Consider the following 26,416-nt stretch of genomic DNA (forward strand, 5'->3'; position numbering starts at 1 on the left):
ATATCAGAGCTTTTTATCTCGTAAAAGTTTCAGTATCAACAAAAACTTTTCAAATTATGGATTAGTGACCACTTGATACTGCTTGAATCACTTCGCCGGTGTGGTGTGAAATCCAACCTGCATCGTAAAACCACTGAGTCATTGGCTCAACAAAGAACATGATACCTGCAAGACCAACGATAGCTAATACGATGGTGTATGGCAGGGCCATGATAACCATTCGACCGTATGACAGGCGAATTAGCGGAGCAAGTGTCGAGGTCAACAAGAATAGGAACGCTGCTTGGCCGTTTGGAGTCGCAACAGAAGGTAGGTTAGTACCTGTATTGATGGCAACAGCAAGTAAGTCGAACTGATCGCGGTTGATAACGCCTTCAACAAGTGCCGTTTTCACTTCATTAATGTAAACCGTACCAACGAACACGTTATCGGAAACCATCGAAAGCAAACCGTTCGCAATGTAGAACATCGCGAGCTGGGTGCCTTTATCTTCAACGTGCAATACCGCATCGATGACGGGTTTGAATAGCTGCTGGTCGATGATCACGGCAACAATAGAGAAGAAAACAGCCAATAACGCGGTAAATGGCAGTGCTTCTTCAAACGCTTTACCAAGAGAGTGCTCTTCGATAACGCCCGTGAATGCCGTCGCAAGGATAATAACAGACAGACCAATCAGACCCACTGCCGCCAAGTGAAGGGCGAGGCCAACGATCAGCCAAACAGCGATGATACCTTGTACCCACAGTTTGGCGACGTCTTGATTGGTACGGGTTTGACGTTCTTCGGTGTCGAAATCTACCAGGATCTTACGAACATTGTCTGGAAGGCGGGCGCCGTAACCAAACACTTTAAACTTCTCTACCAAGACACAGGTCGCAAGACCACAAACAAATACTGGCGCAGTTACTGGTAGCATACGGATGATGAATTCACCAAACTGCCAACTTGCTTGATCTGCGATGATTAAGTTTTGCGGTTCACCTACCATTGTCATTACGCCGCCAAGCGCTGTACCTACACCCGCGTGCATAAGCAATGAGCGTAAAAATGCGCGGTAGTTTTCAAGGTCATCACGCGTCAGTTCTGACAGATGGTCATCGCGTGTATGGTCATGCACAGCACTAGAACCTTTGCCTGATGCAACCTTGTGGTAAATCGCGTAGAAGCCAACAGCCACGCTGATTACAACAGCGATAACGGTCAGTGCATCAAGGAAGGCTGAAAGAAACGCCGCTGCAAAGCAGAAGGCGACAGACAGCATCGACTTAGAGCGAATACCTAGGAGAATTTTGGTAAAAATGAACAGCAGAAGCTGTTTCATAAAGTAGATACCCGCAACCATGAAGATCAAAAGTAGTAACACTTCAATGTTAGCGACAAGCTCATGTTTAACTTGTTCTGCGCTGGTCATGCCAATCGCGATCGCTTCGATTGCGAGCAAGCCACCTGGTTGAAGAGGGTAGCATTTTAGCGCCATCGCGAGAGTGAAAATAAACTCTGCAACTAGCAACCAACCTGCAACAAAAGGATCAACTAGGAAGAAGACAATAGGGTTAACAATTAGAAATGAGATGATGGCAACTTTGTACCAATCTGGGGCTTTACCAAGAAAGTTCTTAATAAACGCATTTCCGAGTGAAATCGGCATGATCGTAATACTCTTGTATGTTGTTATGAATCGACACTACAGATGCTTGCGTTCATAAATCGGAGCAATAACAACTTAAACCACGCCTGAAGAGTACGTGGAGATGGCTGATACTTAGGGTAGGCACCCGATCCAACAGCGACTTAGAAAAACAACATGGGTATTTACAATGTGGCCTTGCCAAGTCACTCCCTGAGAAGACAAGCACTCCTTACTTCGGTCGTCACTCTACTCTTCAGTATGATTTAGTCAATAATTAAGTCGAACTAAGCAATTGGATTCAGAGTTTTTTGTCAAAAAACGCGATCTGAGTGGCGTAAACTTCCCAGGAGAGTTGTTAAAACCTTCTACTACTGGCAAGACTGGCTTGAAGCTTGAAAATAACAGTGAAATCACGCGTATTTTTGCTGGAATGATACGGGTAATTTTGCAAATTTGGAATCTAAGTATTAACCAATAAATCTAGCATTTACAGTTAGTTGTATGTGTTAATTTTTTATTAAACTTGGAAATAAATGCCTTATTCATTGATGTGAATATGCAAAATACTCGTTGCACAATTAGAGTTAATGCTCAAAGCGTGTTTGACACCAAGTTTACTTGGGAGTGGTTTCCGATATCTAATAACTAGTGGTATGATGAGTTCTATTAGACCCATATAAATAAAATATTGGATACAACATAGATGGTCATAAAGGCAAAGAGCCCAGCTGGATTTGCAGAAAAATACATTATTGAAAGTATTTGGAAAGGACGCTTCCCTCCTGGCTCTATTTTACCTGCAGAACGAGAGCTCTCCGAACTTATTGGTGTAACCCGAACAACTTTACGTGAAGTACTTCAGCGTTTGGCTCGTGATGGTTGGTTAACTATTCAGCATGGTAAACCCACTCGAGTTAACCAGTTTATGGAAACATCGGGTTTGCATATCTTAGATACGCTAATGACATTAGACGCAGGGAATGCAACGTCTATTGTTGAAGATTTGCTTGCAGCACGTACGAACATCAGCCCGATTTTCATGCGCTACGCTTTCAAAGCGAACAAAGAAAGCTCAGAGAAAACCATCTCAAACGTTATTGAGTCATGTGAAGCACTTATGGCAGCTGACTCATGGGATGCGTTTATGGAGTCTTCCGCTTACGCTGACAAGATTTTGCAACACGTAAAAGACGATGGCGAGAAAGATGAAGCAAAACGCCAGTCGATTCTTGTAGCTAAAACGTTTAACTTTTACGATTACATGCTATTTCAACGTTTGGCATTCCATTCAGGCAACCAGATTTATGGTTTGATCTTCAATGGGTTGAAAAAACTGTATGACCGCGTTGGTAGCTACTATTTCTCAAACCCAGATGCTCGTAATCTAGCTTTGAACTTTTATCGTGACTTGCTAGATGTTTGTGAATCAGGTGATCGTGATAGGATCCTGATAGTTGTACGTAACTATGGAATGGAAAGTGCGCAAATCTGGAATAAGATGAAGATGACACTTCCGACTAATTTTACGGAAGATGACAGCTAACTAAAGCATGTTCAACGAATAATAAAAAAACCGCCTCGGCGGTTTTTTTATTAACTGAGTGGCGTGCGGCTACATTACTATTAGCAGTCTGCACACTCTTCATCGCTACCGCCAGCCTCTTGAAACCAACGAGTTAGATGCGCTCTTAAATCTTTGAGTTCGTCCGGGCCAATTAGAGCGAGCCCTAGATCTTCAGCGCGCGTAATATCGTTATGGCGTAGGGGGCGGAAACTCACTAACATTGCGCGGGCTTGTAAGCCTCCGAGCAAGTCTCTCAATGATTCTAGCTTGTATAGCGTATCATCGCCGTCGTCTCGCATGCCTTTTGTCTTACACTCGATTATATGCAGCTTGTTATTTACCACTGTCGCGACATCGAGTTCGTTTCGTACTTCTCTTTCACCAAGCTGGCGATAAACTTGAACGTTCAGCGAACGATCTTGGATAGTTGGCATGTCTTTTTGAATCTGACGCACGGTACTGTGAACAAGAGTTTCAAGCCATTCACCATTAGAAAAACGACGTGCGTCTTCGTTGGCAAATGTCAGAATACCATTCTCATAAGTTGCGATTTCCGCTTCGACTAGGTCGTTTAGCAACATATTGAGTTCGCGATATCCTTGCTGCTTTTCTGACAGCTCCACGTCAAGTTTTTGTTCTTTGCGACAGGTTGTTGCCAAGTAATTGAGAGTCGCAAGGCCCGGACCGAGCTCTAGGGCATTACTTGCCCAACGTTCGCCTAATTCGTAGAGTTTTTGATCAAGCTGTGGTGGTAATTCGTTCTGATTAAATTCCCCTCGCGCACCAAAAATCGTTAAGTAATCGTCAATCGTAATGCGGTCTTGGACTTGAGTGTCTTCCTTACCGTCAGGGTATAACCAGCATAGTCGGTCGGTACTTGGCTCAACGACAAAAATAGGCCAGTGGTATGAGCGTGATATCTCATATACCGATAACAGGCGATGACGAAGGCCACAGCTTGCGTTCAGCTTGATGTCTTTAGAGCGTTGCTGTAAATCTTTGGCAAGAACGGCAAGAGCCTGTTTAATTTTAGAAGGATTGGCAACGTTTGGAATTTCGAAGAATTCAGACGTGATTTGACGTTTTGTTAGTACTTTATGAAGGCGAGTAAATATCTCTTCTTGGGCTTTTACGCCGATAAAAACGATATGGTTACTGATAGTACGATTGTCTAGCAACGGGGTTACCAAGCGAATTGGATCTTGGTCGATGATGCCAACATGAATTGCCATAACTGTTCCTCAAGTATGGCTTGCAAAAAAGTGTGACAGAAAACTGGCAAGCCTATTACCCATATAGTGTCATAGGTTATAAAAAACAAGGGCAACGAGAAAAATTAGTTGCCCTTGTTTTTCTATTAAGTGTTGTTATAGCTTGAATTTATGGACCAACTCTCCCTGTTGATTGGCCATTGTTGTTAGGTTTGTGCTTGTGCGGGCAATCTGGGCCATGGCTTGATAGTTTTGTTCAGCGATTAGGTTTATCTCCTCAATATTGCGAGCTATATCACTTGATGTTGTACTTTGCTCTGCCGCTGCTTGAGATATCTGTGAGCTCATCCGGCTGAACTCAGTAACCAAGGATTGAATTTCTTGCATAGTGTGATTCGCACTTGAGGCCTGTTCGACAGATTCCGTCATGTCAGTCATACAGCTTTGTATCTCTCTACTCGCAGAGGTAGAACTCGATTGGAGGCTGGTAATCATTGTTTCTATCTCGGAGGTCGAATCTGTGGTTCTTTGTGCCAAAACGCGGACCTCGTCGGCAACAACCGCAAAACCACGCCCTTGCTCACCCGCACGCGCTGCTTCTATGGCTGCATTGAGTGCCAATAAGTTGGTTTGTTCCGCTATATTTCGAATCACATCTAAGATAGTGCCTATCTGGCTACTTAAAGCTTGCAGTTCGCTGACGGTGCTGGCCGATTGAGTTAACCGAGACTCAAGCTGTGTTATTGTGTTGATATTGCTAAGCATGACCTTTCGGCCTGATTCAGAGGCACTTTCAACGCTTTCGATCATCCTTTGCGAATCTTGCGCATTTTGTGCGACTTCTTGCACTGATTGAGACATCTCGGTCATCGCTGTGGCGACATTAGCGGTTTGTTGGCGTTGCTGATTAAGCTGTATTTGTGCTTGAGATGAAGTGGTTTGGTTGGTATTCGCCGTTGTCGTGAGATCATCCGAAGCGTCGCTAATCTTCACTAAGATATCGTGCAGACTGTCTGTGAGAGTATTAATGTGCTCGCTTACGCGGCTAAATTCATTGTTATAGCGAATATCAATACGCTGAGTCATATCGCCGTTCGTCAAATGCTCTAATGTGGCCAGAATACGGCTTAGAGGCTTGCGAACGCTTTGCGCGATATGGTAACTGATCCCTAGAGCCAGAATGATTGCAATAGATCCAACTGTGATAGAGCCAATAACGCCTTGATCATAAACCTTGGCAGCATCGAATAACGAGTCATGTAGCTCGGATTGGGCTGCATCGCTAAAGGTGTTTAACGTTGCCATGATTTGGTCAACTTCTGACGTCAAACTTTCAACATTGCTGTAAAGCGCACTTTTAGCGACCAGGTATGAGTTATGTTGGTCAAGTACGCCACCTTTTTTACCTATATCTGTACTGAATTGTTCAACTGATGCGTCAAATGCATTCTTTATTTCAGGGAGTTGAGCAGCCAGCCCTCGGTACGCGTAATTTAAGTGAGTGACGGCTTTCTTGCTTTTTGGCCACTGCTTTAGCAACCAACTCGGTATCGCTGCTTGCCAGTGCATCAGAGGTGATCACTTCTGCGTCTTTGAGTTTAATGAAGTAGCTTTTCGCCATGATTTTCAGAGAAATGCTACTTTGCTCGTCAATGTACTCCTTCATTCCTGCGCTTAGCTCAGAATGAAGTCTCTGGAACCTACGGCTTGATTTCTGCACCTGCGCTTGAGCTTCAAACATAGCTCGATAGTTAGACATGGCTTCTTTTGCTTGGGCAAAGTAGCGTTCTTTCTGCGTGTTTAGCAGCGCCATGCTGCTTTCTAATCCGCTTTGATTAAGGCTAGCCGCTTGGTCAAGTTCTGCTAGGGCATTTTCATATTGCTCTTGGGCGAGGTCGAACTGATGTGAAATCTCATCCATACGCTCAAAGCTTTGAGTCGTCAGATAATCTTTGAAAAGTTTATCCGTCGATAATAGAGTCACACTAGTGAGGTTGGCCTGCGATACCAGTGGTAATGCCGCATTGGCGACGTTGTCAAAATCGGTATGTATTTTTTGCATTCCCCTCATTGTTAGCAGTGTTGTGGCAGCAAACATAAAGATGATCAATGCGAAACCAGCGTACATGCGCCGAATCACCGAGCCTTTCATGGACTTCTCCTAACTCTTATTTTGTCTTAGAAAATTAACAAATATTCCTCTGTTTCATTGATAGCGAGATGTGTATTTTAGGAGTGAGGCGACAAAATTCATTTGCAGGCTGTTTGTTCGTCATGTTTATTGACGGTAATCGTTGTTTTTCATTGGTTATTTTGCCTAGCTTGACGCATACTCGACAACTGCAGACAGAGACAAGATTAAATACGGAGCACTTCATGGCTGAAGAAACCATTTTTAGTAAGATTATTCGTAAAGAAATCCCAGCAGATGTTGTTTATCAAGACGACCTGGTGACCGCTTTTCGTGATATTAATCCTCGTGCACCAAGCCATATTCTGATCATTCCAAATAAGCTTATTCCGACTGTGAATGATGTGACGGATGAAGATGAAGCGTTAATGGGGCGTATGTTTGTTGTTGCACGTAAACTTGCCAAAGAAGAGGGGATTGATGAAGACGGGTACCGTTTAATCGTCAACTGTAACTCTCACGGTGGGCAGGAAGTTTACCATATTCACATGCATCTTCTGGGCGGCAGACCACTTGGCCCAATGCTAATGAGTTAATCAGCACATCCTTTATTGAGTGTCGGTGAAACTTTTTGCCGACACTGCCATCATATATTCTTATCTATAATCATTATTTAAGTTCATTGGAGTACGAGGTGCGTAATTACGTTCAACTCGCATTCATTATTGCCTGTTCTACTCTTCTTTCTGCGTGCGCGAGCTTTTCGGCAGGTAATTTGTTTAGTCATTACAGTGCGCAAAATGAGTTGATGCATCAGGCAGTTAAGTCGGGAAATTACCAGGAAGCGGAAGCCTTGTTACCTGATTATATTGCCGGTGATGTATTGGATAACTTGGAAAAAGGGCGCGTGTATTTGCTGAATGAGCACTTCGAAGAGAGTAAAACCTCGTTTGAACGAAGTGACTTTTCGGTCAGAGAGCTTCAGGAACAGGCCACGATTTCCGTATCCGAGTCTGCTGCTAGTTTAAGCTCGTTGGCTGTCAACGATAACCTTACAACATACTACCCCGCAGATTACGAATTAGGTTTCCTTCACCTGTACTTAGCCCTTAATTATCTTCAAGAAAATGACTTAGAAGGGGCTTTGGTAGAGGTGCGTCGAGCGAATACTGTGCAAGAACGTGCCAAGAGAGAAAGAGAGCAAGAACTAGAATCGGCACAAAATCAGCTGAAAAATCAGGGGTTATCGCCGAATTTAGGCAGCATTCTTTCTCAGTACCCTGATGCAGGAGATACCTTAAAAGCCGTTCAGAACAGCTATTTGCTCCTGCTTTCTGCGCTACTGTATGAAGCGGATGGAGATTTAAATAGTGCCTATGTTGACTATCGACGAGCATTGGCTGTAGAGCCAAACAACCCACAAATTGTTGAAGGAGCAAAGCGGGTTGCAAGACGTCTTGGCATGGACTCTGACCTAAAGAAGCTTGAAAAGCGATACGGTGTAACCCGCCCTTTGAGCAGAAATGAGGCTCGAGTCATTATCCTCGAAGAGCAAGGTGTGGTGTCTTCACTGGCGGAGTGGAAGCAAAGTTTACCCCTGTTTGACAGACACGGTCGGGGAGTGCTGTACAGTATCGCGTTGCCTTATTATCCATCTCAAAGTAAGCAGGGCTACTCGCCGTTAGCTCTCAATGATGTTCCCTTAATCAGTGCCCCCTTAACAGACGTAAATCTGATGGCACAAAAGAATCTTACTGAGCGAATGCCTGCGATAGTGATCCGGCAAGTGCTGCGAGTTTGGGCTAAAGACCAGATTCGTCGGCAGGCTGCAAAAGATAATGATGTCGGCAACATATTGTTTAATGTATGGAATGTTCTGACGGAGCAAGCCGATACCCGAAGTTGGTTGACGTTACCTGGCCAGGTTCGCAGCAGTAGCGCAGTGATACAAGCGGGTGAGCAGGTGATGGAAGTCGCGGGTAAGCGTTATGAATTCAATGTTTCAGGAGGGGGGACTGTGTTGGTTTGGGTATCACGCCAAGGGAACAGTGCTACAATTTGGCATAAACAGTTAGGAAATATCCGATGAAGAAATGGTTTATTGCAGCGTTTATCGCATTGGTCATGGTCGGCTGCGCAGACAATACAGCAGGCTTGCGTGTTGATGGCGCTTCACAACGGGTGTTATTCGGTGACAATGTCCTTGCCGGACGGTTGCTGGTTGAAGATATTTACACCACAGAGGAAGCGGGGCATGCGCGTGGTATTGTGCGGCTGGAAAGTCGCTACAACGGTGATCAGTCAATTTTGTATCGCTTCTATTGGTATGATGAGAATGGACTCGAGGTGAATACCAAGCTCGGCCCTTGGCGTCAGGCCATTGTTCGCGGTTTGGAAACCATCATCATTTCTGAAGTGTCTTTGAATCCGGAAGGACGCCAGTTTCGCGTCCAGATTCGCGAAAACAACAATTAGTTCAAACTAAAGGGTGTACTCTTTAGGCTGTGAAAAGAAATTACAACGATAATCTTGAGGATCCAAGAATGAATAAAAGTGTTATCGCACTGCTTGGCTTAGCCGTCATCTTAGGTGGTTGTTCTAATCGCGTATCTTATGGCGATGCTCAGGCAGTGGAAACCACAACGATTGATTTCGGTTCGACCGATTTACAAACCATCGCGGGTGAGATGGTTGATAGCATGATGATGTCGGGCTCGGTAGCGGCGATTACTCGTAACTCACGTCCAATCGTGTTTGTTGAACGTATCAAGAACAAAACAAGCGAACACATCGATACGGAATCCATCACAGACACCATGAGTACTAAGTTACTTAATTCTGGCAAGTTCCGCTTTGTAGATATGGACCGCGTTGAGCAAGTACGTGAGCAGCTGAATTTCCAAAATAATGATCAGCTTGTGAACCAAAGTGCGGCGATCCAGTTTGGTAAAATGGTTGGTGCGCAATATATGTTGTATGGAAACCTTTCTAGTATCGTTAAGAATGCTGGTAGCGACAAAGACGTCTACTATAAAATGACCATGCGTTTGATGGATTTGGAGTCTGGCTTGATTGAATGGGCAGATGAAACGGAAATCCGTAAACAAGAATCAAAAAGCCTACTTGGTTTTTAACAGGTAAGAGGTGATTTATGGCAAGGATGTCTTGGTCTGAAGCATGCCAGCTTGATCGTTCGTTAATGTCATTGGATCACTTCTTTCAAACTCCTCCGGAATACGCGGCAACGCTAACCGGAGGGTTAACCAATCGTTGCTGGAAAATTGTCTCAATGCAAGGCGACGCATTTGTGTGGCGGCCAAGTACAGACATCACCAAAGCGTTCTCTATCTCCAGATTTCAGGAATATCAGATTCTTTCTTCTATTAGTGATTCTGGTATTTCCCCTCAGCCAATACATATCAATGATCAGGGGTTGCTCGTAGAGTGGATTGAAGGCGAATCTTTATCTCATAGCCTTAGTTTTGACGCTTTGCTTGATACCATGATTCGTATTCACGAATTAAACACCACTCGGATTCCTGTCGCCCCCTTTAATTACACTGCCAGAGTTGATCATTATTGGATGATGTTGCGTGAAGAGTTTAAGCAACCACCTTATGCCGAGCTATATAAGGCTTGGCGAAAAGCGCCAAATATTGCCGATGTTGGCTCAACGTTGTGTCATTTTGATCTGGCAGGTTACAACATGGTGGCGACTACTGAAGGCAACCAAGTCATTGATTGGGAATACGCGGTTATCGGGGATCCCAGGCTCGATCTGACACTGAGTATTGATGTGATGGACCAGCCACCTATTGATGCCGTATACAGATATTGTCAGCAGAGAGGTATTGAAGGTGTTGATGATTGGGTAGAAGGCGTTATGGCGTGGAGACCACGTGCAACTATGATGGCGATGCTGTGGTATTTGTTGGCGTATCAACTTTGGGGAGATGAACAATACTTAACCCAAGCACAAAAAACGGCAGATACATTTTGTTGCTAAGATCACTGTTTGAAATCTCAATAAGGCTTATCTCATCCAGTACGCTTTAAAACCCTGCATTTAGTGGTAGATTTAAGCGGTAAGGAGTGGGGGAAATACAATGATTATCTATTTACACGGTTTCGATTCGACAAGCCCAGGCAATCACGAAAAAGTGCTTCAGCTGCAGTTTATCGACGATGATGTACGTTTTATCAACTATAGTACGTTACATCCTAAACACGACATGCAGCATCTTCTTAAAGAAGTGAATAAAGTCATTGAGCAATCCGATGATCCTGCGCCAGTCATCTGCGGTGTGGGCCTAGGAGGTTACTGGTCTGAACGTGTTGGTTTCTTATGTGGTATTAAGCAGGTGATTTTTAATCCGAATCTTCATCCTGAAATTAATATGCAAGGCCGAATTGATAGGCCTGAAGAGTATGAAGATATCGCAACCAAATGCATTGAGAAGTTCCGAATGAAGAACAATGGCCGCTGTTTGGTTATTTTGTCGAAAGAAGACGAAATTCACGACAACAGCAAAACGGCAGAGGAGCTGGAAGATTACTACGACATTGTTTGGGATGAGACTCAGAGCCACAAATTTAAGAAAATCTCGCAGCATCTTCAAACAATAAAGGCGTTTAAAGAGGCAAAATAGCGTTTGAATACAAGAGTGAAAACACCAAAGCGACATGGGTTTACTGTGTCGCTTTTTTCTTGCCCACTCAGGTATAAAATACAGAGTATTTTACAATTAGCGTACGATTCTATGGTTGCTATGAGTATTTTGCTCTTTATAATGGATGGCCATAAAAATTTGATAGTAATCAAAAAATGAGAGCAAGTCACAAACTTGCCCATTGCCCCGAAATCACATATCTGTGGTTAATTTTGAGCCAAAGAGCTCCCTTTATCCAATAACTGTGTCAAAGAACAATAGAAGCCTCCCATGGCAGAAAAGACGTAAGATTGAACCAAGTGGGTTCAGCAGTCAGCCATAAGAAAGAACAGAATTTTATCGGATTGATCACTCAGTCCGATGCATGTTTATTTACTTTTTTGAGGGATATTGCTGTGACACGAATTATCGTAGTAGGCGGCGGAGCAGGCGGACTAGAGCTTGTAACGAAACTTGGTCGTACAATTGGTCGTAAAGGGCGCGCAAAAGTGACGCTTGTTGACCGCAAAGCCAGCCATTTATGGAAACCACTTTTGCATGAAGTAGCGACAGGCTCATTGGACGAAGGTGTTGATGCACTAAGCTACCGCGCACACGCTAAAAACCACCATTTCGACTTCCAAATGGGCAGCCTGGAAGACATTGATCGCGAGCGAAAAGTGATCAAACTTCATGAGCTAAAAGATGAAAACGGCGAGCTGCTTATCCCTAGCCGTGAACTGGAATACGATATTCTGGTTATGGCGATTGGCTCCACTTCCAATGATTTCAACACACCAGGTGTGCGTGAGCATTGTATTTTCCTCGATAGCCCAGAGCAGGCGCATCGTTTCCGCACTGAAATGAACAATGAGTTCCTTAAGCTTCACGCTAAGAACGGCCAAGGTAGCGTTGATATCGCGATTGTTGGTGCGGGCGCAACCGGTGTTGAACTGTCTGCTGAATTGCACAACGCAATTAAAGAGCTTCGTGCATATGGCTTCGGTGATCTGGATTCAAGCAAACTGAACGTCAACCTGATTGAAGCGGGTGAGCGTATTTTGCCTGCGCTACCACCACGCATTTCTTCGGCTGCTCATCAAGAGTTAACTAAGCTTGGTGTTAATGTTCGAACTGCAACCATGGTCACCAAAGCGGAAGAAGATGGCTTAACGACAAAGGACGGCGAGAAAATCCCAGCGCGTATTATGGTATGGGCTGCGGGTATTAAAGCGCCTGACTTTATGAAAGATATCGCCGGTCTCGAAACAAACCGAATTAATCAGTTAGTGGTGAAAGATACCCTGCAAACAACGCGTGATGACAATATTTTTGTTATTGGTGATCTTGCACAGTGCACGCAGGCTGATGGTTCGTTTGTCCCACCTCGCGCTCAGGCTGCGCACCAGATGTCAAGTCGAGCATTCTCCAACATTGTGGCGATGATTAATGGTCGTGATCTCAAACCTTATGTCTACAAAGACAAAGGTTCACTCGTCTCTTTGAGCCGTTTCTCTACGGTTGGCAGCTTGATGGGTAACTTGACCAAAGGCTCTATGATGGTAGAAGGCTGTATAGCACGTGTGGTTTACATCTCGTTGTATCGATTACACCAAATGGCACTTCATGGTATGTTTAAGACGGGTCTTATCATCTTGATGGGACGCATTAACCGAGTGCTACGTCCGAATCTGAAACTGCATTAAATCCAATCGCGAGTTTGATATTAGAAATAAAAGAGCGCTGTGAAAGCGCTCTTTTTTGTATCGTTCGTCTAGACATTTCTACTCAGGAACGACGGAATACACTAAGCCCGTTCTAGGCTGACCCTTGTAGATAAATCGGTTTCGGGCTGTTGCTTCAAACACCGCCCCGCATTGTTCTGCCAGTCTTTGACTAGGTTTGTTATCTGGGTCACACACAATTTCTACTCGTGTGATTTTTAACTGCTCGAAGCAAAAGTTCACCAAGCCATCAACGGCTTCCTTGGCGTAACCATTATGCTGTTCACTGTCTCGTATCCAATAGCCAACACTCACCATGTTGAAGGTATGGTAAATCTCATTAATCGCGACCATACCAATCAGTTCTTCGTTGTATCGGCGATAGACCCCAAACCCGTAGGCTTCTGATTTGACCCAATTTAGGCGTGTAGAGAGCAAAAACCGTTCGGCTTGCTGGAGTGTGAAGTCAGGCTCGCACCAATCTATCCAGCGGTGTAGGCTAGGGGAGTGAGATACGCAGTCTCTTAATTTGTTTGCATCTTCATTAGGTATTAGCTTGAGCGCAAGTCTGGGAGTGATAATGCAATATTCCGGGCTCATTACTCTTCCTGTGAAAGAAAAGCAGCTCGATGAGCTGCTTTATTATTGTTGTTCTTAACTCCGCCTAATTATAGCGGCGATTACCAAGCTCTTCTTACTTGGATAATCATCCCCATCAAAGGATGGTCAAAATAGTGGGTTTCACTACTCTTCATACGGCGTTTTTGATCAAAACGGTAGCTTTTCAAAAACTCTTGCTTCTGAATGGTCGGCGCAACCTGTTCCATGAAGCCAGACTGAACAGCATCTCCCTCAGTAGCCTTACCCTCAAATTTTAGTGGGACTTGCAGTACTGACTCACGTACGCTTGGCTGTTTGAGATCCATCTGGACATCGGCATACAAATAGTGGTCAACATACACCTGAATCTTGCCATCAAGTTCGTACAAAGCCGTTGGGATGGTTTCTTCCGTTACACCTTCAATTACTTCTGTGCCTTGAACGGACCCTTTTAAGGTGCCGTCTTGGTTAAATTTGGACGAGAAGTCTTTACCTGACTGGATATGGAAGATTGGCGCAGATAATCGTCCGCGATCGCCTTGTCTCCAAGCCGTATGCATAAGCACTTCAAAACCAGCGTGCTGTTTGAGCTTTGCAGCGCTGCCCTTGAGCCTGTAAGAAGAATAAGGGAGGATTCTTACCCCTTTTTGAGAACGGTAATTGGCGTCAGAAAAGCTACCCGCATTTTCAAGATTGATTTCAGGTAGCGAGTTTGGCCATGACTCAGCCGTTTGCTCTGGGTTTACTGTGCGTTTAAAAACGATCACTTCTACGTCAAATTGTCGTCCCCATGAAGGTAGGGCGACAAAAAAGAGTAATAGTGGGATCAGCTTTTTCATTACAACTCCATAATCAGGTAGTTTCACCTTGGAAAATTATTCAGCCTGATAAGATCAGGCTTTAGGTAAAAGGTTCTGTTGAAAATCATTCAAAATGTCACCAACAAATTGAATTCTCTTACGTCTATCGACTAATGGTACCGCAAACTTGAACTTAGTTGGGCCATCCATTGCGAATTTTTGTGGTTGAGACTGCAATAGTTTAACCAAATACATCGGGTTTATCTCTGCATCCGGGGAGAACTCGATGAATCCACCCTTATCGTGAGCTTCTATCTTACGGGCTTTCAGCTTAGCCGCTTGGAGTTTTAGCTCAGAGACGGAGAGTAAGTTTTTCGTTGCATCGGGCAGTAAGCCAAAGCGGTCAATCAATTCGACTTTAAGATCATCCAGCTCTTGTTTATCGCTAACACTGGCTATTTGCTTGTACATCGAAAGGCGAGTGTTAATATCCGGAATATAGTCTTCCGGTAACAATGCAGGAAGGCGCATCTCAACTTCTGTTTGATCTCTAAGCAGTTCATCCAAAGACGGTTCCTTGCCTTCTTTCAGAGCTTCGACGGCTTGTTCTAACATTTCCATATAAAGCGTGAAACCGACGGATTGAATCTGGCCGCTTTGTTCGTCGCCCAGTAATTCACCAGCGCCACGAATTTCAAGGTCATGGGTGGCCAGCGTGAAACCAGCTCCTAGGTCTTCAAGTGAGGCAATAGCATCCAAGCGCTTAATCGCATCTTTGGTCATTGCTTTTGGGTGTGGCGTGAGTAGGTATGCGTAGGCTTGGTGATGCGAGCGACCCACACGACCACGTAGTTGATGCAACTGCGCAAGGCCAAGGTTGTCCGCTCTGTCCATGATGATGGTATTTGCTGTAGGAACATCGATACCTGTTTCAATGATGGTGGTACACACCAGTAAATTAAATCGCTGGTGGTAGAAATCATTCATGATTCGCTCAAGTTCGCGCTCTCGCATTTGTCCGTGCGCGACAGTAATTCGAGCCTCTGGGATCAGTTTTTCAAGGTCAGCCGCCACTTTATCAATAGTTTCGACTTGGTTGTGTAGGAAGTACACCTGGCCACCGCGCATAATTTCACGCAGAACGGCTTCACGTACCACGGCATCTTCATGCTGACGAACAAACGTCTTGATCGCTAAACGTCGTGCTGGTGGTGTAGCAATAATAGATAGATCTCTCATGCCACTCATCGCCATGTTGAGTGTACGAGGGATAGGCGTCGCGGTTAAAGTCAGAATATCGACGTCGGCGCGCATTGCTTTCATCTTTTCTTTCTGACGAACGCCAAAACGGTGTTCCTCATCGACAATCAACAAGCCTAGGTCTTGAAACTTAATGTCGTTAGAAAGCAGTTTGTGCGTACCTACAATGATGTCGACTTTTCCCTCTTCGATATCTTGTAGAACTTGTTTTTGCTCTTTGGCGGTTTTGAATCGCGACAGTACTTCGACGCGGATGGGTAAGTTAGCAAAACGATCACGGAAGTTCTCAAAATGCTGCTGTGCCAACAGTGTTGTTGGTACCAAAACTGCCACTTGTTTCGCGTTGTCTGTGGCCAAGAAGGCGGCGCGCATTGCCACTTCTGTTTTACCAAAACCCACATCACCACAGACTAGGCGATCCATCGCTTTTGCCTGGCACATGTCTGACATGACGGCGTTAATGGCGGTTGACTGGTCGTCGGTTTCTTCGAATGGGAAGCCTGCTTTAAAGGTGGCGTATTGGCCTCTGTCGAGTGCAAATTTGTAGCCAGGCTTCAGTTCCCGTTTAGCGTAAACATCAAGCAGTTCAGCCGCCACATCACGAACTTTCTCGGCCGCTTTTCGTCTCGCTTTCGCCCATGCTTCTCCGCCAAGCTTATGCAGTGGTGCACCTTCTTCTGCTCCACCAGAATAGCGGCTAATCAGGTTCAAAGAGGCAACAGGAACGTAAAGCTTCGCTTCGTTTTGGTACTCTAGCGTGACGTATTCGGTCGTCATGCCACCGGCTTCTAAGGTCTGTAAGCCGATGTAGCGTCCAATACCGTGGTCAATATGCACAACAGGTTGGCCAGGCTTTAGCTCCGCTAGGTTGCGAATAACCGCATCACTGTTGGTGGTTTTTCGGTCTTTTCTGCGGCGCTGAATAACTCGATCGCCCAGTAAGTCACTTTCACAGATCAAGGCGACGTGTTCGCTGCCGAATAGGAAACCATGTTCGGCGGCGCCTAAAATTAAGCTGAACTTGTCCGTGCTATTGAGTGCGTCAGTGAAGCTGTTGTGGGATACAGGGCGAAGTTTTATCGGCTGGAGTAATTCCAACAGAGCTTCGCGTCGGCCTTCTGATTCAACAGAAAAAACGATTTTACCCGTATAGATTTCACTAAACTGCCTTAGCGCAGCCATTGGCTCTTTGTTTTGGTGTTGAACTGCTAGTTCAGGCAGTGGCTGAACATCCGGGTTGGTGCGGCCGGCCTTTTCAACAATCGGCTCTACGGATAACTGAGCTTGTGGCAGTGTTTTGAAGTGGCTAAACAGTTCATCTTTGCGTAACCATAATTCTTCCGGTGGCAGCAGTGGTCGCAGTGGATCGACTTTACGCTGATCATAGCGATAGTCGACATCTTGTAAGAAGGTATCAATCGCAGCTTCAATGTCACCTACACTGAGCAGTTGAGTGCCATCCGAGATATAGTCGAATAAGGTTTCTGTTTCGTCAAAGAAGAGTGGTTGCCAGTATTCAATCCCAGCTGGCCATGTGCCTTTAGAGACTTGCATGTAAACCGACTCAGGCTCACGTCTTGCTTCGAAACGTTGACGCCAACGAATACGGAAGTCTTCAATCGCAGACTCTGTGGTCGGGAACTCGTGCGCTGGCAGCAGTCTTATTTCTTCGACATCTTCAATAGAACGCTGATTTTCAGGGTCGAAAGTGCGAATGGTGTCGATTTCATCGTCAAAGAAATCAATGCGAAACGGGTCGCTCGACCCCATAGGGAAGAGGTCTAAGATTGAACCGCGACTGGCGTACTCACCTGGACCAAATACTTGATCGGCGTGACGGTAGCCTGACTTTTCCAACTGGATTCTCAGTTTATCCAACGAATAGCGATCACCGACTTTGACCATCAGCGTATGTTGCATTAAAAACTCACGCGGTGATTGGCGCTGTAGCAAGGTGCTAACCGGCACAATGGTAATGCCATCAGTTAGGCTAGGAAGTTGGTAAAGCCTTGCTATGCGGTCAGAAATGATCTCTTGATGTGGAGAAAAGTTATCGTACGGCAGGGTTTCCCAATCTGGGAACAAAGCAACCTCTTGATCGGTAAACTGTTCAATTTCTTGTAACAGCTTAAGGGCGGTTTGTGGATCAGGTACCGCGAGCAGAGTATGGTTATTGTGTTGCTGAGCAAGCTCTGCAATTGCGATCGCCAAGCTTGCCCCTGTTAGGTTGCCAATGTGTTTTTTGTCACCGGAACCGCTAGGATTAGAGAGGCGAAAAAGGTTCTTATCAGACATAGAAATAGGTTTCATTTATCTCGATTCAGAGTACGTTGACGCAGTATTTTCTGCTGCTGGTAAAGGGCAGCTTTAATCAGTAGATCTTCGTCTAAATCACGTAACAGATCGTATTTGATGGTAATTAAAAATTGCTCATCTTGAGGTTCACACTGAACCACATGGCCGTAGCTATAAATGGCAGCGGCAGGGTGGTCCAAAAATAGCCTAACGCGTACTTTGTCTTCCAGTTGAAGTGGTGACGAAGCTGTGTAGCTGAACTGGCTTGCACCAAAAGAATTCGTATAGTGACGATACTCTTCTGCGTTTTGCTGCTCAAGCATAAAGGTGAGCAATAAGTTTAATTTGGCGTTTTGAGTATCCAATAGCGCAATGACGTGTTTGAAGTCATTGTTTTTAAGTTCGTTTCTTGCGTTGTCATTCAGTAAATCCAGATTGCTGAATTCACTTGCAACAAGAAAAGGAGCAGGGATTTCGCTAATAAACTGATCAAAAGACGGGATAGGCTCTTCGGGTAGAAGCGGCTCGACATTGACAGTCATTTTATGATGGACGGTAAAGTATTCTTGATCAGGCATTCGGAACTTCCTTTTCTAATCCTATGATTATCGCTATAAGACGCAACTAATCAAGGTATGTCATTGTTTATCACACATTTTGACGTGCAATTAGCAATTAAGGGCTACACCCCACCGCCATAAATAGGTACATTAGCGACTATCAAACGTTATTGGTTTATTTTATGTTTCATCCGGTCTCGGCTTTTATCGGTTTGCGCTATTTACGTGGTCGCTCCGGTGATAAATTCAGTCGATTTGTTTCCTATATGTCTACCGCTGGGATCACGATTGGCGTGATGTCTTTGGTGACAGTCCTTTCCGTCATGAATGGTTTTGAAGCCCAGTTAAAAGGGCGCATTCTTGGTGTGTTACCCCAAGCTATTGTTTCTCAGCATGATGGCAAAACGCCACGTACTGAAGAGGCACCTTCGTTTATCCAGCAACTTTCGACGGCTTCATCACCGGAACCGATTGTACAAAGTGAGGCTGTCATTCAAAGCTCTGCGCAGTTAAGCGCTGGATTGATGATGGGTATTGAACCCAGTGCTAATGATCCTATTGGTCAGTACTTGATCGCGGGTCGTCTTTCTTCTCTAGAAGCGGGTAAGTATCAGCTATTTCTTGGTCATACTTTAGCACGTTCTATGGGGGTCAATGTTGGTGAAAAAGTGCGCCTAATGGTGACCAGTGCCAGCCAGTTTACACCGATTGGTCGTATCCCTAGCCAACGAATGTTTACCGTGGCAGGCATTTACAATACGGGCTCAGATGTCGATGGCCAACTAATGCTAACGCATATCGATGATGCCGCGCGCTTACTGCGAATGAAAAGTGATTCAATGACAGGGTGGCGTCTATTCTTCGAAGACCCTTTTGTCGTCTCAGAACTCAGCACACAACCATTACCTGAAGGCTGGAAATGGCAAGATTGGCGTGACCAAAGAGGCGAACTTTTCCAAGCAGTGAGAATGGAAAAGAACATGATGGGCTTGATGCTTGGGCTAATTATTGGTGTTGCAGCTTTCAACATTATTTCTGCACTGATTATGGTTGTGATGGAAAAACAAGCTGAAGTCGCGATTTTAAAAACCCAAGGCATGTCAGACAGACAAGTGCTCGCCATCTTTATGGTTCAAGGCGCCAGCAGTGGTGTGTTAGGGGCGTTAATCGGTGGCGTACTGGGTGTGCTGCTGGCGAATAACTTGAACGCATTATTACAAAGTGCTGGCATTGCACTGTTTTCTGTCGGTGGTTCGTTACCTGTTTTAATTAACCCTGTCCAAATCGTTGTGGTAGTCGTATTGGCGATTGCACTAAGCTTAGTTGCCACACTGTTCCCATCTTACCGTGCATCTTCTGTAAAACCTGCTGAGGCATTGAGATATGAGTAACCTTCTAGAGTGTCATAATATTTGTAAAACCTACCGCGAAGGGAGTCTTGATACACAGGTTTTGAAGGGCGTTAGCTTTGAGCTGAAAAAAGGTGAGTTGGCGTCTATCATCGGATCGTCAGGCTCGGGTAAAAGTACCTTGTTACACATTCTGGGTGCGCTTGATGATGCGACCGAAGGTCATGTTTCCTTTTTAGAACAAGATCTTTCTAAACTCAGCTCAAACAAACAAGCCAAGTTACGTAATCAGCATTTGGGGTTTGTATATCAGTTTCACCATCTACTATCGGACTTTAGCGCATTAGAAAACGTTGCAATGCCACTGCTTATCGGTGGGCAAAAAACGAGTGAGGCAAAAGAAAAAGCGAAAGCCTTGCTGGATAAAGTTGGGTTAAGCCATCGAATTGACCATAGACCCTCTGAGTTATCTGGTGGTGAGAGACAGCGAGTCGCTATTGCTCGTGCACTAGTGAATAACCCTTCATTGGTGTTAGCGGATGAACCAACTGGTAATTTGGATCACAAAACCGCGCTGTCGATTTACGATTTAATGCGTGAACTGAATAGCGAATCAGGGACGGCGTTTTTAGTGGTGACTCATGATGGAGAATTAGCGGCCAAGATGGACAGACAGCTTCATATGCAGGATGGACTGCTACTGAATGTTGAGGAGGCGTAATTTGTTTTCTTCTCTTTCTCTGTTTATTGGCGGTCGTTTTAGCCGAGCTAAACAACGCAACAAGATGGTTTCGTTTATTTCTCTTTCGTCAACGATTGGTATCACAGTAGGGGTTGCCGTGATCATCATTGGCTTGTCTGCAATGAATGGTTTCGAACGTGAATTAAAAGATCGCGTGCTTTCGGTTGTTTCACATGGTGAATTTGAAGGTGTAAGAGGCCCCATTGAAGAATGGCAATCGGTGATTGAACAAGCCAAGATGCACCCTGATGTTGAAGCCGCCGCTCCTTATGTAAAGCTAACCGCTTTAGCTGAGAAAGGACGGCAATTAAAGGCGATAGAGGTCCGGGGGGTAGATCCTAGCCAAGAACAGCAGGTGTCTAATTTAAGTCAATATATTGAGGCTGAGGTTTGGCAACAATTCGCACCAGGCAGCAAACAGGTGATCTTGGGTCAAGGCATCGCAAAATTGCTCGGTGTGGATGTTGGCGATTATCTAACGTTAATGATCCCGAGTACGGGAAATGCGACAAAAGTTCAGGCACCTAAGCGTGTCAGAGTAAAGGTCGCAGGACTTCTGACCTTGAATGGACAAATTGACCACAGTTTGGCGCTTGTACCGCTTCAGGATGCGCAGCAGTACGCGAAGCTTGGCGATGGCGTGACCGGTGTTGCGTTGAAGGTGAGTGACGTGTTAAACGCGACTCAGATTGTCCGCGAAGCGGGTAATACGCTCAATGTTTACGTGTATTTGCGTAGCTGGCAGCAGAAATATGGTTTTTTATACCGAGATATCCAGCTTGTACGCACCATTATGTATCTCGTGATGGTTTTGGTGATTGGCGTTGCGAGCTTCAACATTGTTTCAACGTTAATGATGGCGGTGAAAGATCGTGCATCAGAGATCGCAATCCTCCGGACTATGGGCGCAACAGATGGCTTAGTGAAACGCATCTTCATATGGCAAGGCGTGTTCTCTGGTGTATTAGGTAGCGTTGTCGGAAGCGTTGTGGGTGTCTTGATCGCCTTTAACTTAACGGAGCTTATCAAAGGGCTCGAAAGCTTAGTCGGCCACAAGTTTTTATCCGGCGATATCTATTTTGTCGATTTCTTGCCTTCACAAGTGAATTGGTCTGATGTTGTGCTTGTATCGTCTACAGCCATTATCTTGAGCCTTCTTGCGACATGGTACCCAGCCTCACGAGCGAGCAAACTCAATCCGGCGAGCGTGCTCAGCTCAAAGTAGTTGATGGCTAAACGAAAAAGGACCCGCGATAAGGGTCCTTTTTTAATACTTTTCTTTCATTGAGTTTGCTGATTTGTGTCTAGCAGGCTCAATTCAATGACCACTGAACTTTACTTGTTCAGTAACCCGCCTAATCTGATTTGACGTTTTTGCCAACTGCGTACGACAGAGTATCGCCACAGCGCTTTTATTCCAAAGTAACCAAACATAGCAGAAGCAATACCGCATATCATGCAACCCAGTAGAAATGGAGGGCCAATGGTACTCATCTGTTCAAGGATAAAGTCCCATGAAAGCTCGAAGTGGAAAGGTTGGGGAGGGACATGCATGGCCCATGCGCCGATTTTATACGCAAAATAAAACAACACAGGCATGGTGATTGGGTTACTCACCCAAACGAGCGCCACTGAAAGCGGGAGATTCACCCCGCATAGAATGGCTAAACCTGCTGACATAATCATTTGGCTTGGTAAAGGTACAAACGCCATAAACAGACCAACTGCAAAGGCACCTGCCGCAGAGCGACGATTAAGGCACCACAGGTTTGGGTTGTATAGCACATTGCCAAAAATCTTTAATGCCTTTTGACGTTTGATCACTTCGTGATCAGGCATAAAGCGTTTTATGAACTTTCTTGGCATAGGGAACGATGACTCTCTATTTAAATTACTGGACGCTTGCTTCGTTCTTAATTGTTGTTTTTACCGCACCCATGTGGCCTGCTATGCCAGATTGGATTTGGCTAGTTCCTTGTTTTGGTGTTCTGTTTCTTGCAACTAAACTAAGTATTTTAAGAGTGTTTATAGGCTCTTGTGTTGCGTGTGCAGTGATATTAGTACACGGAAATATACTTGTTCACCAAACCAACGAGCTGTTCAAAGCAGAACCGGATATTATCATAAATGCGGAGGTTGACAGCTTTTTTAAGCAAATAAGTCACGGCTTTCAGGGCAGAGTTGTAGTTAGATCAATTAATGGACGGAGATTAAGCAGGTTTGAGCAACCAATTGTATGGTTAGTCTCTCCAGTCCGACTGGGTATTGGTGATCAGGTGACAAGCCAGGTCGCTATTAAACCTATTGCTGGTTTCATGAATGAAGTCGGGTTCGATGCGGAAAGGTACGCTCTGGCGAAAGGTGTCGTTGCAAAGGCCACCATTCGCAGCTCTTCAAGCTTTTACGTTATAAGCTCGGGTTCGTGGCGGCAGCACCTATACGAGCAAGTGTCAGAGAAAATCGCATCGTTCAAGCACAAAGGGTTGATTGAGGCACTGTTGTTTGGAGTTCGGCATAGCATTTCAAACACAGTTTGGTCAGACTTACAAAGCGCAGGCTTGAGCCACCTCATTGCCATTTCCGGTCTTCACATCGGTATTGTGTTTGGTGTGGGTTGGGGGCTTGGTCGCGTGTTGCTTCGGTTGAGCCCGTGTTTTTACTACGCGCCAGTTGTTATCGCTGTCTCTTTCGCTCTGACGTACGCGTGGTTGGCTGGGTTTTCTATCCCAACACGCAGGGCGCTAATGATGTGCATTTTGTTTTGTGCTCTCCAGTTTGGCGCTCGCTACCTTCCTTTATTGTTCAAGTGGTTAGTGATACTAGCAATATTAGTACTGCTCAACCCTTTTTCTACACTTGATATGGGGTTATGGATGTCAATGGGAGCGGTTGGCATTATTTTTATTTATCTCAGTTTGAAGAGTCGTTCCTTAAGCGGGCTCCGATCTGCGATAGAAATCCAATGTTTCATTGTTGTCATTATGTCTCCCATCGTCGCCATGCTTTTCAAGGGCGTCAGCTTAAGTGCGATGCTATACAACCTACTCTTTGTACCTTGGTTCAGTTTTATAGTTATCCCCATGAGCTTTGTATGTTTGCTGCTTTCGCTTGTATTTGCGGAACTTGACATGCTTTGGCAGGGGGTGGATTTGGCTCTTGAGCCTGTCGTTTTTCTTATCTCGTTTGCTGATGTTTCATGGATACAACTCTCCGCTTTTCAGATCAATGTAATGCTTGTTTTAGTGTTATTACTGGCAAGTGCGCTTTGGCTCAACCGCTTGGCGTTGCTGTTAGTTGTGGCACTTGCCGCTATTGTATTATCTGACTGGCGGTCTAAGCCGCTCTGGGAGTTGATAGTACTGGATGTCGGTCATGGGTTAGCCGTTGTGGCTATTCAAGATAACCGTGCACTGGTCTACGATACGGGGGCGTCGTGGCAAGGGTCGGGGTTCGCGCAACAGGTGATTATCCCATACCTAAAATTGAGAGGAGTAGAGTCATTAGACATCCTCATCGTCAGCCACTTCGATAACGATCACGCTGGTGGTTGGAAGACTATAAACAGTGCATTGAAGCCAAAAGTATTTCTCTCTAGTCAGGGGGGTTATGGCAATGAGCAGTGTGTGAAAGGCAGGACTCTGGACTGGGGGAGTATGCAATTAGAGGTACTTTGGCCACCTAAAGTTGTACCTCGAGCCTATAATCCGCAATCTTGTGTTATTAAGTTAAGTCGCCTGGATTCACCTTATTCTGTCCTTTTGCCAGGTGATGTAGATGCAATAGCCGAATGGCTTCTACTGCGTGACAAAAAGAGTTTAAACGCCGATATTCTTTTGGTACCTCACCATGGTAGTAAGACGTCCTCACGGCCCCAATTTATTGATGCGGTTTCTCCCGAGTATGCGATTGCTTCAACAGCTAAGGTAGGGCGATGGGCATTGCCAAACCAGTCAGTCGTTGAACGCTATATAGCAAGGCAAGCGCAATGGAGAGATACGGGCACTTCTGGCCAAGTTTCGGTTGAGTTTTATTCGAATCACTATGAGGTTAAGTCACTCAGGCAAAGCAAAGGACGTGCTTGGTATAGGCAGATGCTGCGTAAGGGAGTAGAATAGGCAGATTATTGTAATAAAAATAAGCAGTTTTATGTCTCTCAATAACGACGAAACCACGTGGCATACTTTTAAGCGCCTTTGGGTTTATATTCGCCTTTATAAAGCAGGCTTGGCAGTTGCTGTTGTTGCACTCATTATTAATGCTGCCGCAGACACATACATGCTCTCCTTACTTAAACCTCTTTTAGACGAAGGTTTTGGCAGTGCAGAGTCTAACTTCTTCAGAATTTTACCTATCATCATTATGGGAATGATGGTGGTTCGCGGCCTTAGTGGCTTTGTTTCATCTTATTGCTTGAGTTGGGTCTCAGGGAATGTGGTTATGCTTATGCGTAGACGGCTCTTTAAGCAGTTTATGCATATGCCAGTTGCTTTCTTCGATAAGGAATCGACTGGCGGGCTTTTATCTCGCATCACTTATGATTCGGAACAAGTTGCAGGTGCAACGAGCCGTGCTCTAGTCAGCATCGTGCGTGAAGGCGCAAGTATTATTGGCTTACTGATCTTGATGTTTTGGAATAGCTGGCAGCTTTCCCTAGTACTGTTTGTGGTAGCTCCGCTTGTTGCATGGGCGATTGGCATCGTTTCTAAACGTTTCCGTAAAATATCTAAAAACATGCAAGATACCATGGGAATAGTGACTTCATCAGCAGAGCAAATGCTAAAAGGCCATAAAGTGGTACTGAGCTACGGTGGTCAAGATATTGAGAGCCAACGCTTTGATGAAGTAAGTAATCACATGCGTCAACAATCAATGAAGTTGGTTGCGGCCAAGGCGATTGCAAACCCAGTCATTCAGCTGATTGCTTCTATCGCGTTAGTGGTTGTCCTGTTTTTGGCAAGTGTTGAAGAAATTCGCACCGATTTAACTCCTGGTACATTCACTGTTGTGTTTACCGCAATGTTTGGCCTTATGCGACCTCTAAAAGCACTCACCAACGTTACCGATGAGTTCCAGCGTGGTATGGCTGCAAGCCAAACGTTGTTTGCTCTTATGGATCTGGAAACAGAGAAAGACGACGGTAAATACGACGCGGAACGAGTGCACGGTGATGTCGAAGTAAAAGACGTTACGTTTACTTATGCAGGAAAAGAGAAGCCAGCGCTCAAAGACGTGAGTTTTAACATTCCAAGTGGGAAAACAGTCGCTTTGGTTGGCCGTTCAGGTTCTGGTAAGAGTACCATCGCCAACTTGTTTACGCGTTTCTATGATGTTGATTCGGGTAGTATCTTGCTAGATGGACACGACATTCGAGATTACAAGTTGAGTAACCTACGAACCCACTTTGCGCTGGTTTCGCAAAATGTTCATCTTTTCAATGACACAATTGCGAACAATATCGCTTACGCTGCGACAGAAAAATACAGTCGCGAGCAAATCGAAAAAGCGGCAAAACTAGCATACGCCATGGACTTTATTGAACCTATGGAAAAGGGGCTTGATACGGTTATTGGTGAAAATGGTGCTAATTTGTCGGGTGGTCAGCGTCAGCGTATCGCTATCGCTCGTGCCTTGTTGCGAGATGCGCCAGTATTGATCCTTGATGAGGCAACCTCAGCACTGGATACTGAATCCGAGCGCGCGATTCAGTCTGCACTAGATGAATTACAAAAAGATAAAACCGTTCTGGTTATTGCTCACCGTTTATCTACGATCGAAAACGCAGATGAAATCTTGGTCGTTGATGAGGGCGAGATTGTTGAACGCGGTAACCACCAAACGCTTATTGAGCAAAATGGTGCGTATGCGCAGCTTCACCGTATTCAATTTGGTCAGTAACAC

At 45.1% G+C, this 26,416-nt stretch carries 20 protein-coding genes and 1 pseudogene; 13 read left to right on the forward strand and 8 right to left on the reverse strand.

The window, feature by feature from the left end; genetic code table 11:
* Positions 1-61 precede the first annotated feature (61 nt).
* Positions 62-1,651, reverse strand: coding sequence for a Na(+)/H(+) antiporter NhaB (gene nhaB, locus VNE01S_RS01180; protein WP_053395674.1), 1,590 nt, complete (start codon positions 1,649-1,651; stop codon positions 62-64).
* A 685-nt stretch (positions 1,652-2,336) separates the two neighbouring features.
* Between nhaB and fadR the strand changes: the two genes are divergently transcribed.
* Entirely contained in the window at positions 2,337-3,176 is an 840-nt protein-coding gene (gene fadR / locus VNE01S_RS01185) for a fatty acid metabolism transcriptional regulator FadR (RefSeq protein WP_053395673.1), read from the forward strand.
* A gap of 80 nt (positions 3,177-3,256) precedes the next feature.
* Here fadR and VNE01S_RS01190 read toward each other — a convergent pair whose 3' ends face one another.
* Both VNE01S_RS01190 and VNE01S_RS01195 read right to left on the reverse strand, forming a co-directional pair.
* Positions 3,257-4,429: a DUF1887 family protein gene (locus tag VNE01S_RS01190; protein WP_053395672.1), complete on the reverse strand. Its 1,173-nt coding sequence runs from the start codon at positions 4,427-4,429 to the stop codon at positions 3,257-3,259.
* 135 nt (positions 4,430-4,564) lie between these two features.
* Positions 4,565-6,560: pseudogene (locus VNE01S_RS01195) on the reverse strand (methyl-accepting chemotaxis protein).
* A 224-nt stretch (positions 6,561-6,784) separates the two neighbouring features.
* Between VNE01S_RS01195 and hinT the strand changes: the two are divergent.
* The 7 genes from hinT (at position 6,785) to VNE01S_RS01230 (ending at position 12,894) form a co-directional block, all read left to right on the forward strand.
* Complete coding sequence (hinT, locus tag VNE01S_RS01200; RefSeq protein WP_053395670.1) at positions 6,785-7,135, forward strand: purine nucleoside phosphoramidase; 351 nt, start codon at positions 6,785-6,787, stop codon at positions 7,133-7,135.
* Between the two features lie 98 nt (positions 7,136-7,233).
* Entirely contained in the window at positions 7,234-8,628 is a 1,395-nt protein-coding gene (locus VNE01S_RS01205) for a COG3014 family protein (RefSeq protein WP_082331688.1), read from the forward strand.
* Positions 8,625-9,014, forward strand: coding sequence for a YcfL family putative periplasmic lipoprotein (locus tag VNE01S_RS01210; RefSeq protein WP_053395669.1), 390 nt, complete (start codon positions 8,625-8,627; stop codon positions 9,012-9,014). Before VNE01S_RS01205 ends, VNE01S_RS01210 begins: the two co-directional genes overlap by 4 nt.
* A 68-nt stretch (positions 9,015-9,082) precedes the next feature.
* On the forward strand, positions 9,083-9,673 hold the full coding sequence (lpoB, locus tag VNE01S_RS01215) for a penicillin-binding protein activator LpoB (RefSeq protein WP_053395668.1): 591 nt from the start codon (positions 9,083-9,085) through the stop codon (positions 9,671-9,673).
* Positions 9,674-9,690: 17 nt separating this feature from the next.
* The gene (locus VNE01S_RS01220; protein ID WP_053395667.1) at positions 9,691-10,545 is read left to right on the forward strand and encodes a phosphotransferase; all 855 of its coding nucleotides are present in this window, start codon (positions 9,691-9,693) and stop codon (positions 10,543-10,545) included.
* 100 nt (positions 10,546-10,645) lie between these two features.
* Entirely contained in the window at positions 10,646-11,188 is a 543-nt protein-coding gene (ycfP, locus tag VNE01S_RS01225) for an alpha/beta hydrolase YcfP (protein ID WP_053395666.1), read from the forward strand.
* Between the two features lie 416 nt (positions 11,189-11,604).
* On the forward strand, positions 11,605-12,894 hold the full coding sequence (locus tag VNE01S_RS01230) for an NAD(P)/FAD-dependent oxidoreductase (protein ID WP_053395797.1): 1,290 nt from the start codon (positions 11,605-11,607) through the stop codon (positions 12,892-12,894).
* A 78-nt stretch (positions 12,895-12,972) separates the two neighbouring features.
* On the opposite strand, the gene VNE01S_RS01235 is transcribed toward VNE01S_RS01230, so the two are convergent.
* The 4 genes from VNE01S_RS01235 to VNE01S_RS01250 form a co-directional block, all read right to left on the reverse strand.
* The gene (locus tag VNE01S_RS01235; RefSeq protein WP_053395665.1) at positions 12,973-13,512 is read right to left on the reverse strand and encodes a GNAT family N-acetyltransferase; all 540 of its coding nucleotides are present in this window, start codon (positions 13,510-13,512) and stop codon (positions 12,973-12,975) included.
* Between the two features lie 80 nt (positions 13,513-13,592).
* A complete protein-coding gene (locus VNE01S_RS01240) occupies positions 13,593-14,351 on the reverse strand; it encodes a peptidoglycan binding protein CsiV (RefSeq protein ID WP_053395664.1) in 759 nt (252 codons plus the stop codon).
* A gap of 54 nt (positions 14,352-14,405) precedes the next feature.
* On the reverse strand, positions 14,406-17,867 hold the full coding sequence (gene mfd / locus VNE01S_RS01245) for a transcription-repair coupling factor (RefSeq protein ID WP_053395796.1): 3,462 nt from the start codon (positions 17,865-17,867) through the stop codon (positions 14,406-14,408).
* A gap of 11 nt (positions 17,868-17,878) precedes the next feature.
* Complete coding sequence (locus VNE01S_RS01250; protein WP_053395663.1) at positions 17,879-18,445, reverse strand: hypothetical protein; 567 nt, start codon at positions 18,443-18,445, stop codon at positions 17,879-17,881.
* Between the two features lie 164 nt (positions 18,446-18,609).
* Between VNE01S_RS01250 and lolC the strand changes: the two genes are divergently transcribed.
* Genes lolC through lolE form a run of 3 tightly spaced genes read left to right on the forward strand, consistent with a single transcriptional unit; the run spans position 18,610 to position 21,743 of the window.
* Positions 18,610-19,818, forward strand: coding sequence for a lipoprotein-releasing ABC transporter permease subunit LolC (gene lolC / locus VNE01S_RS01255; protein WP_053395662.1), 1,209 nt, complete (start codon positions 18,610-18,612; stop codon positions 19,816-19,818).
* A complete protein-coding gene (gene lolD, locus VNE01S_RS01260; RefSeq protein WP_053395661.1) occupies positions 19,811-20,497 on the forward strand; it encodes a lipoprotein-releasing ABC transporter ATP-binding protein LolD in 687 nt (228 codons plus the stop codon). Before lolC ends, lolD begins: the two co-directional genes overlap by 8 nt.
* A gap of 1 nt (position 20,498) precedes the next feature.
* Positions 20,499-21,743 (forward strand): lipoprotein-releasing ABC transporter permease subunit LolE, encoded by a 1,245-nt coding sequence (gene lolE, locus VNE01S_RS01265; RefSeq protein WP_053395660.1) that lies wholly within the window; start codon positions 20,499-20,501, stop codon positions 21,741-21,743.
* A 110-nt stretch (positions 21,744-21,853) separates the two neighbouring features.
* Here lolE and VNE01S_RS01270 read toward each other — a convergent pair whose 3' ends face one another.
* Positions 21,854-22,384: a DUF2062 domain-containing protein gene (locus tag VNE01S_RS01270; RefSeq protein ID WP_053395659.1), complete on the reverse strand. Its 531-nt coding sequence runs from the start codon at positions 22,382-22,384 to the stop codon at positions 21,854-21,856.
* 83 nt (positions 22,385-22,467) lie between these two features.
* On the opposite strand from VNE01S_RS01270, the gene VNE01S_RS01275 reads away from it, so the two are divergent.
* A complete protein-coding gene (locus VNE01S_RS01275; protein ID WP_373278522.1) occupies positions 22,468-24,633 on the forward strand; it encodes a DNA internalization-related competence protein ComEC/Rec2 in 2,166 nt (721 codons plus the stop codon).
* 31 nt (positions 24,634-24,664) lie between these two features.
* The gene (gene msbA / locus VNE01S_RS01280; protein ID WP_053395658.1) at positions 24,665-26,413 is read left to right on the forward strand and encodes a lipid A ABC transporter ATP-binding protein/permease MsbA; all 1,749 of its coding nucleotides are present in this window, start codon (positions 24,665-24,667) and stop codon (positions 26,411-26,413) included.
* Positions 26,414-26,416: the final 3 nt, after the last annotated feature.

Origin of the sequence: Vibrio nereis NBRC 15637 (assembly GCF_001591105.1) — a bacterium.
Lineage (GTDB): Bacteria > Pseudomonadota > Gammaproteobacteria > Enterobacterales > Vibrionaceae > Vibrio > Vibrio nereis.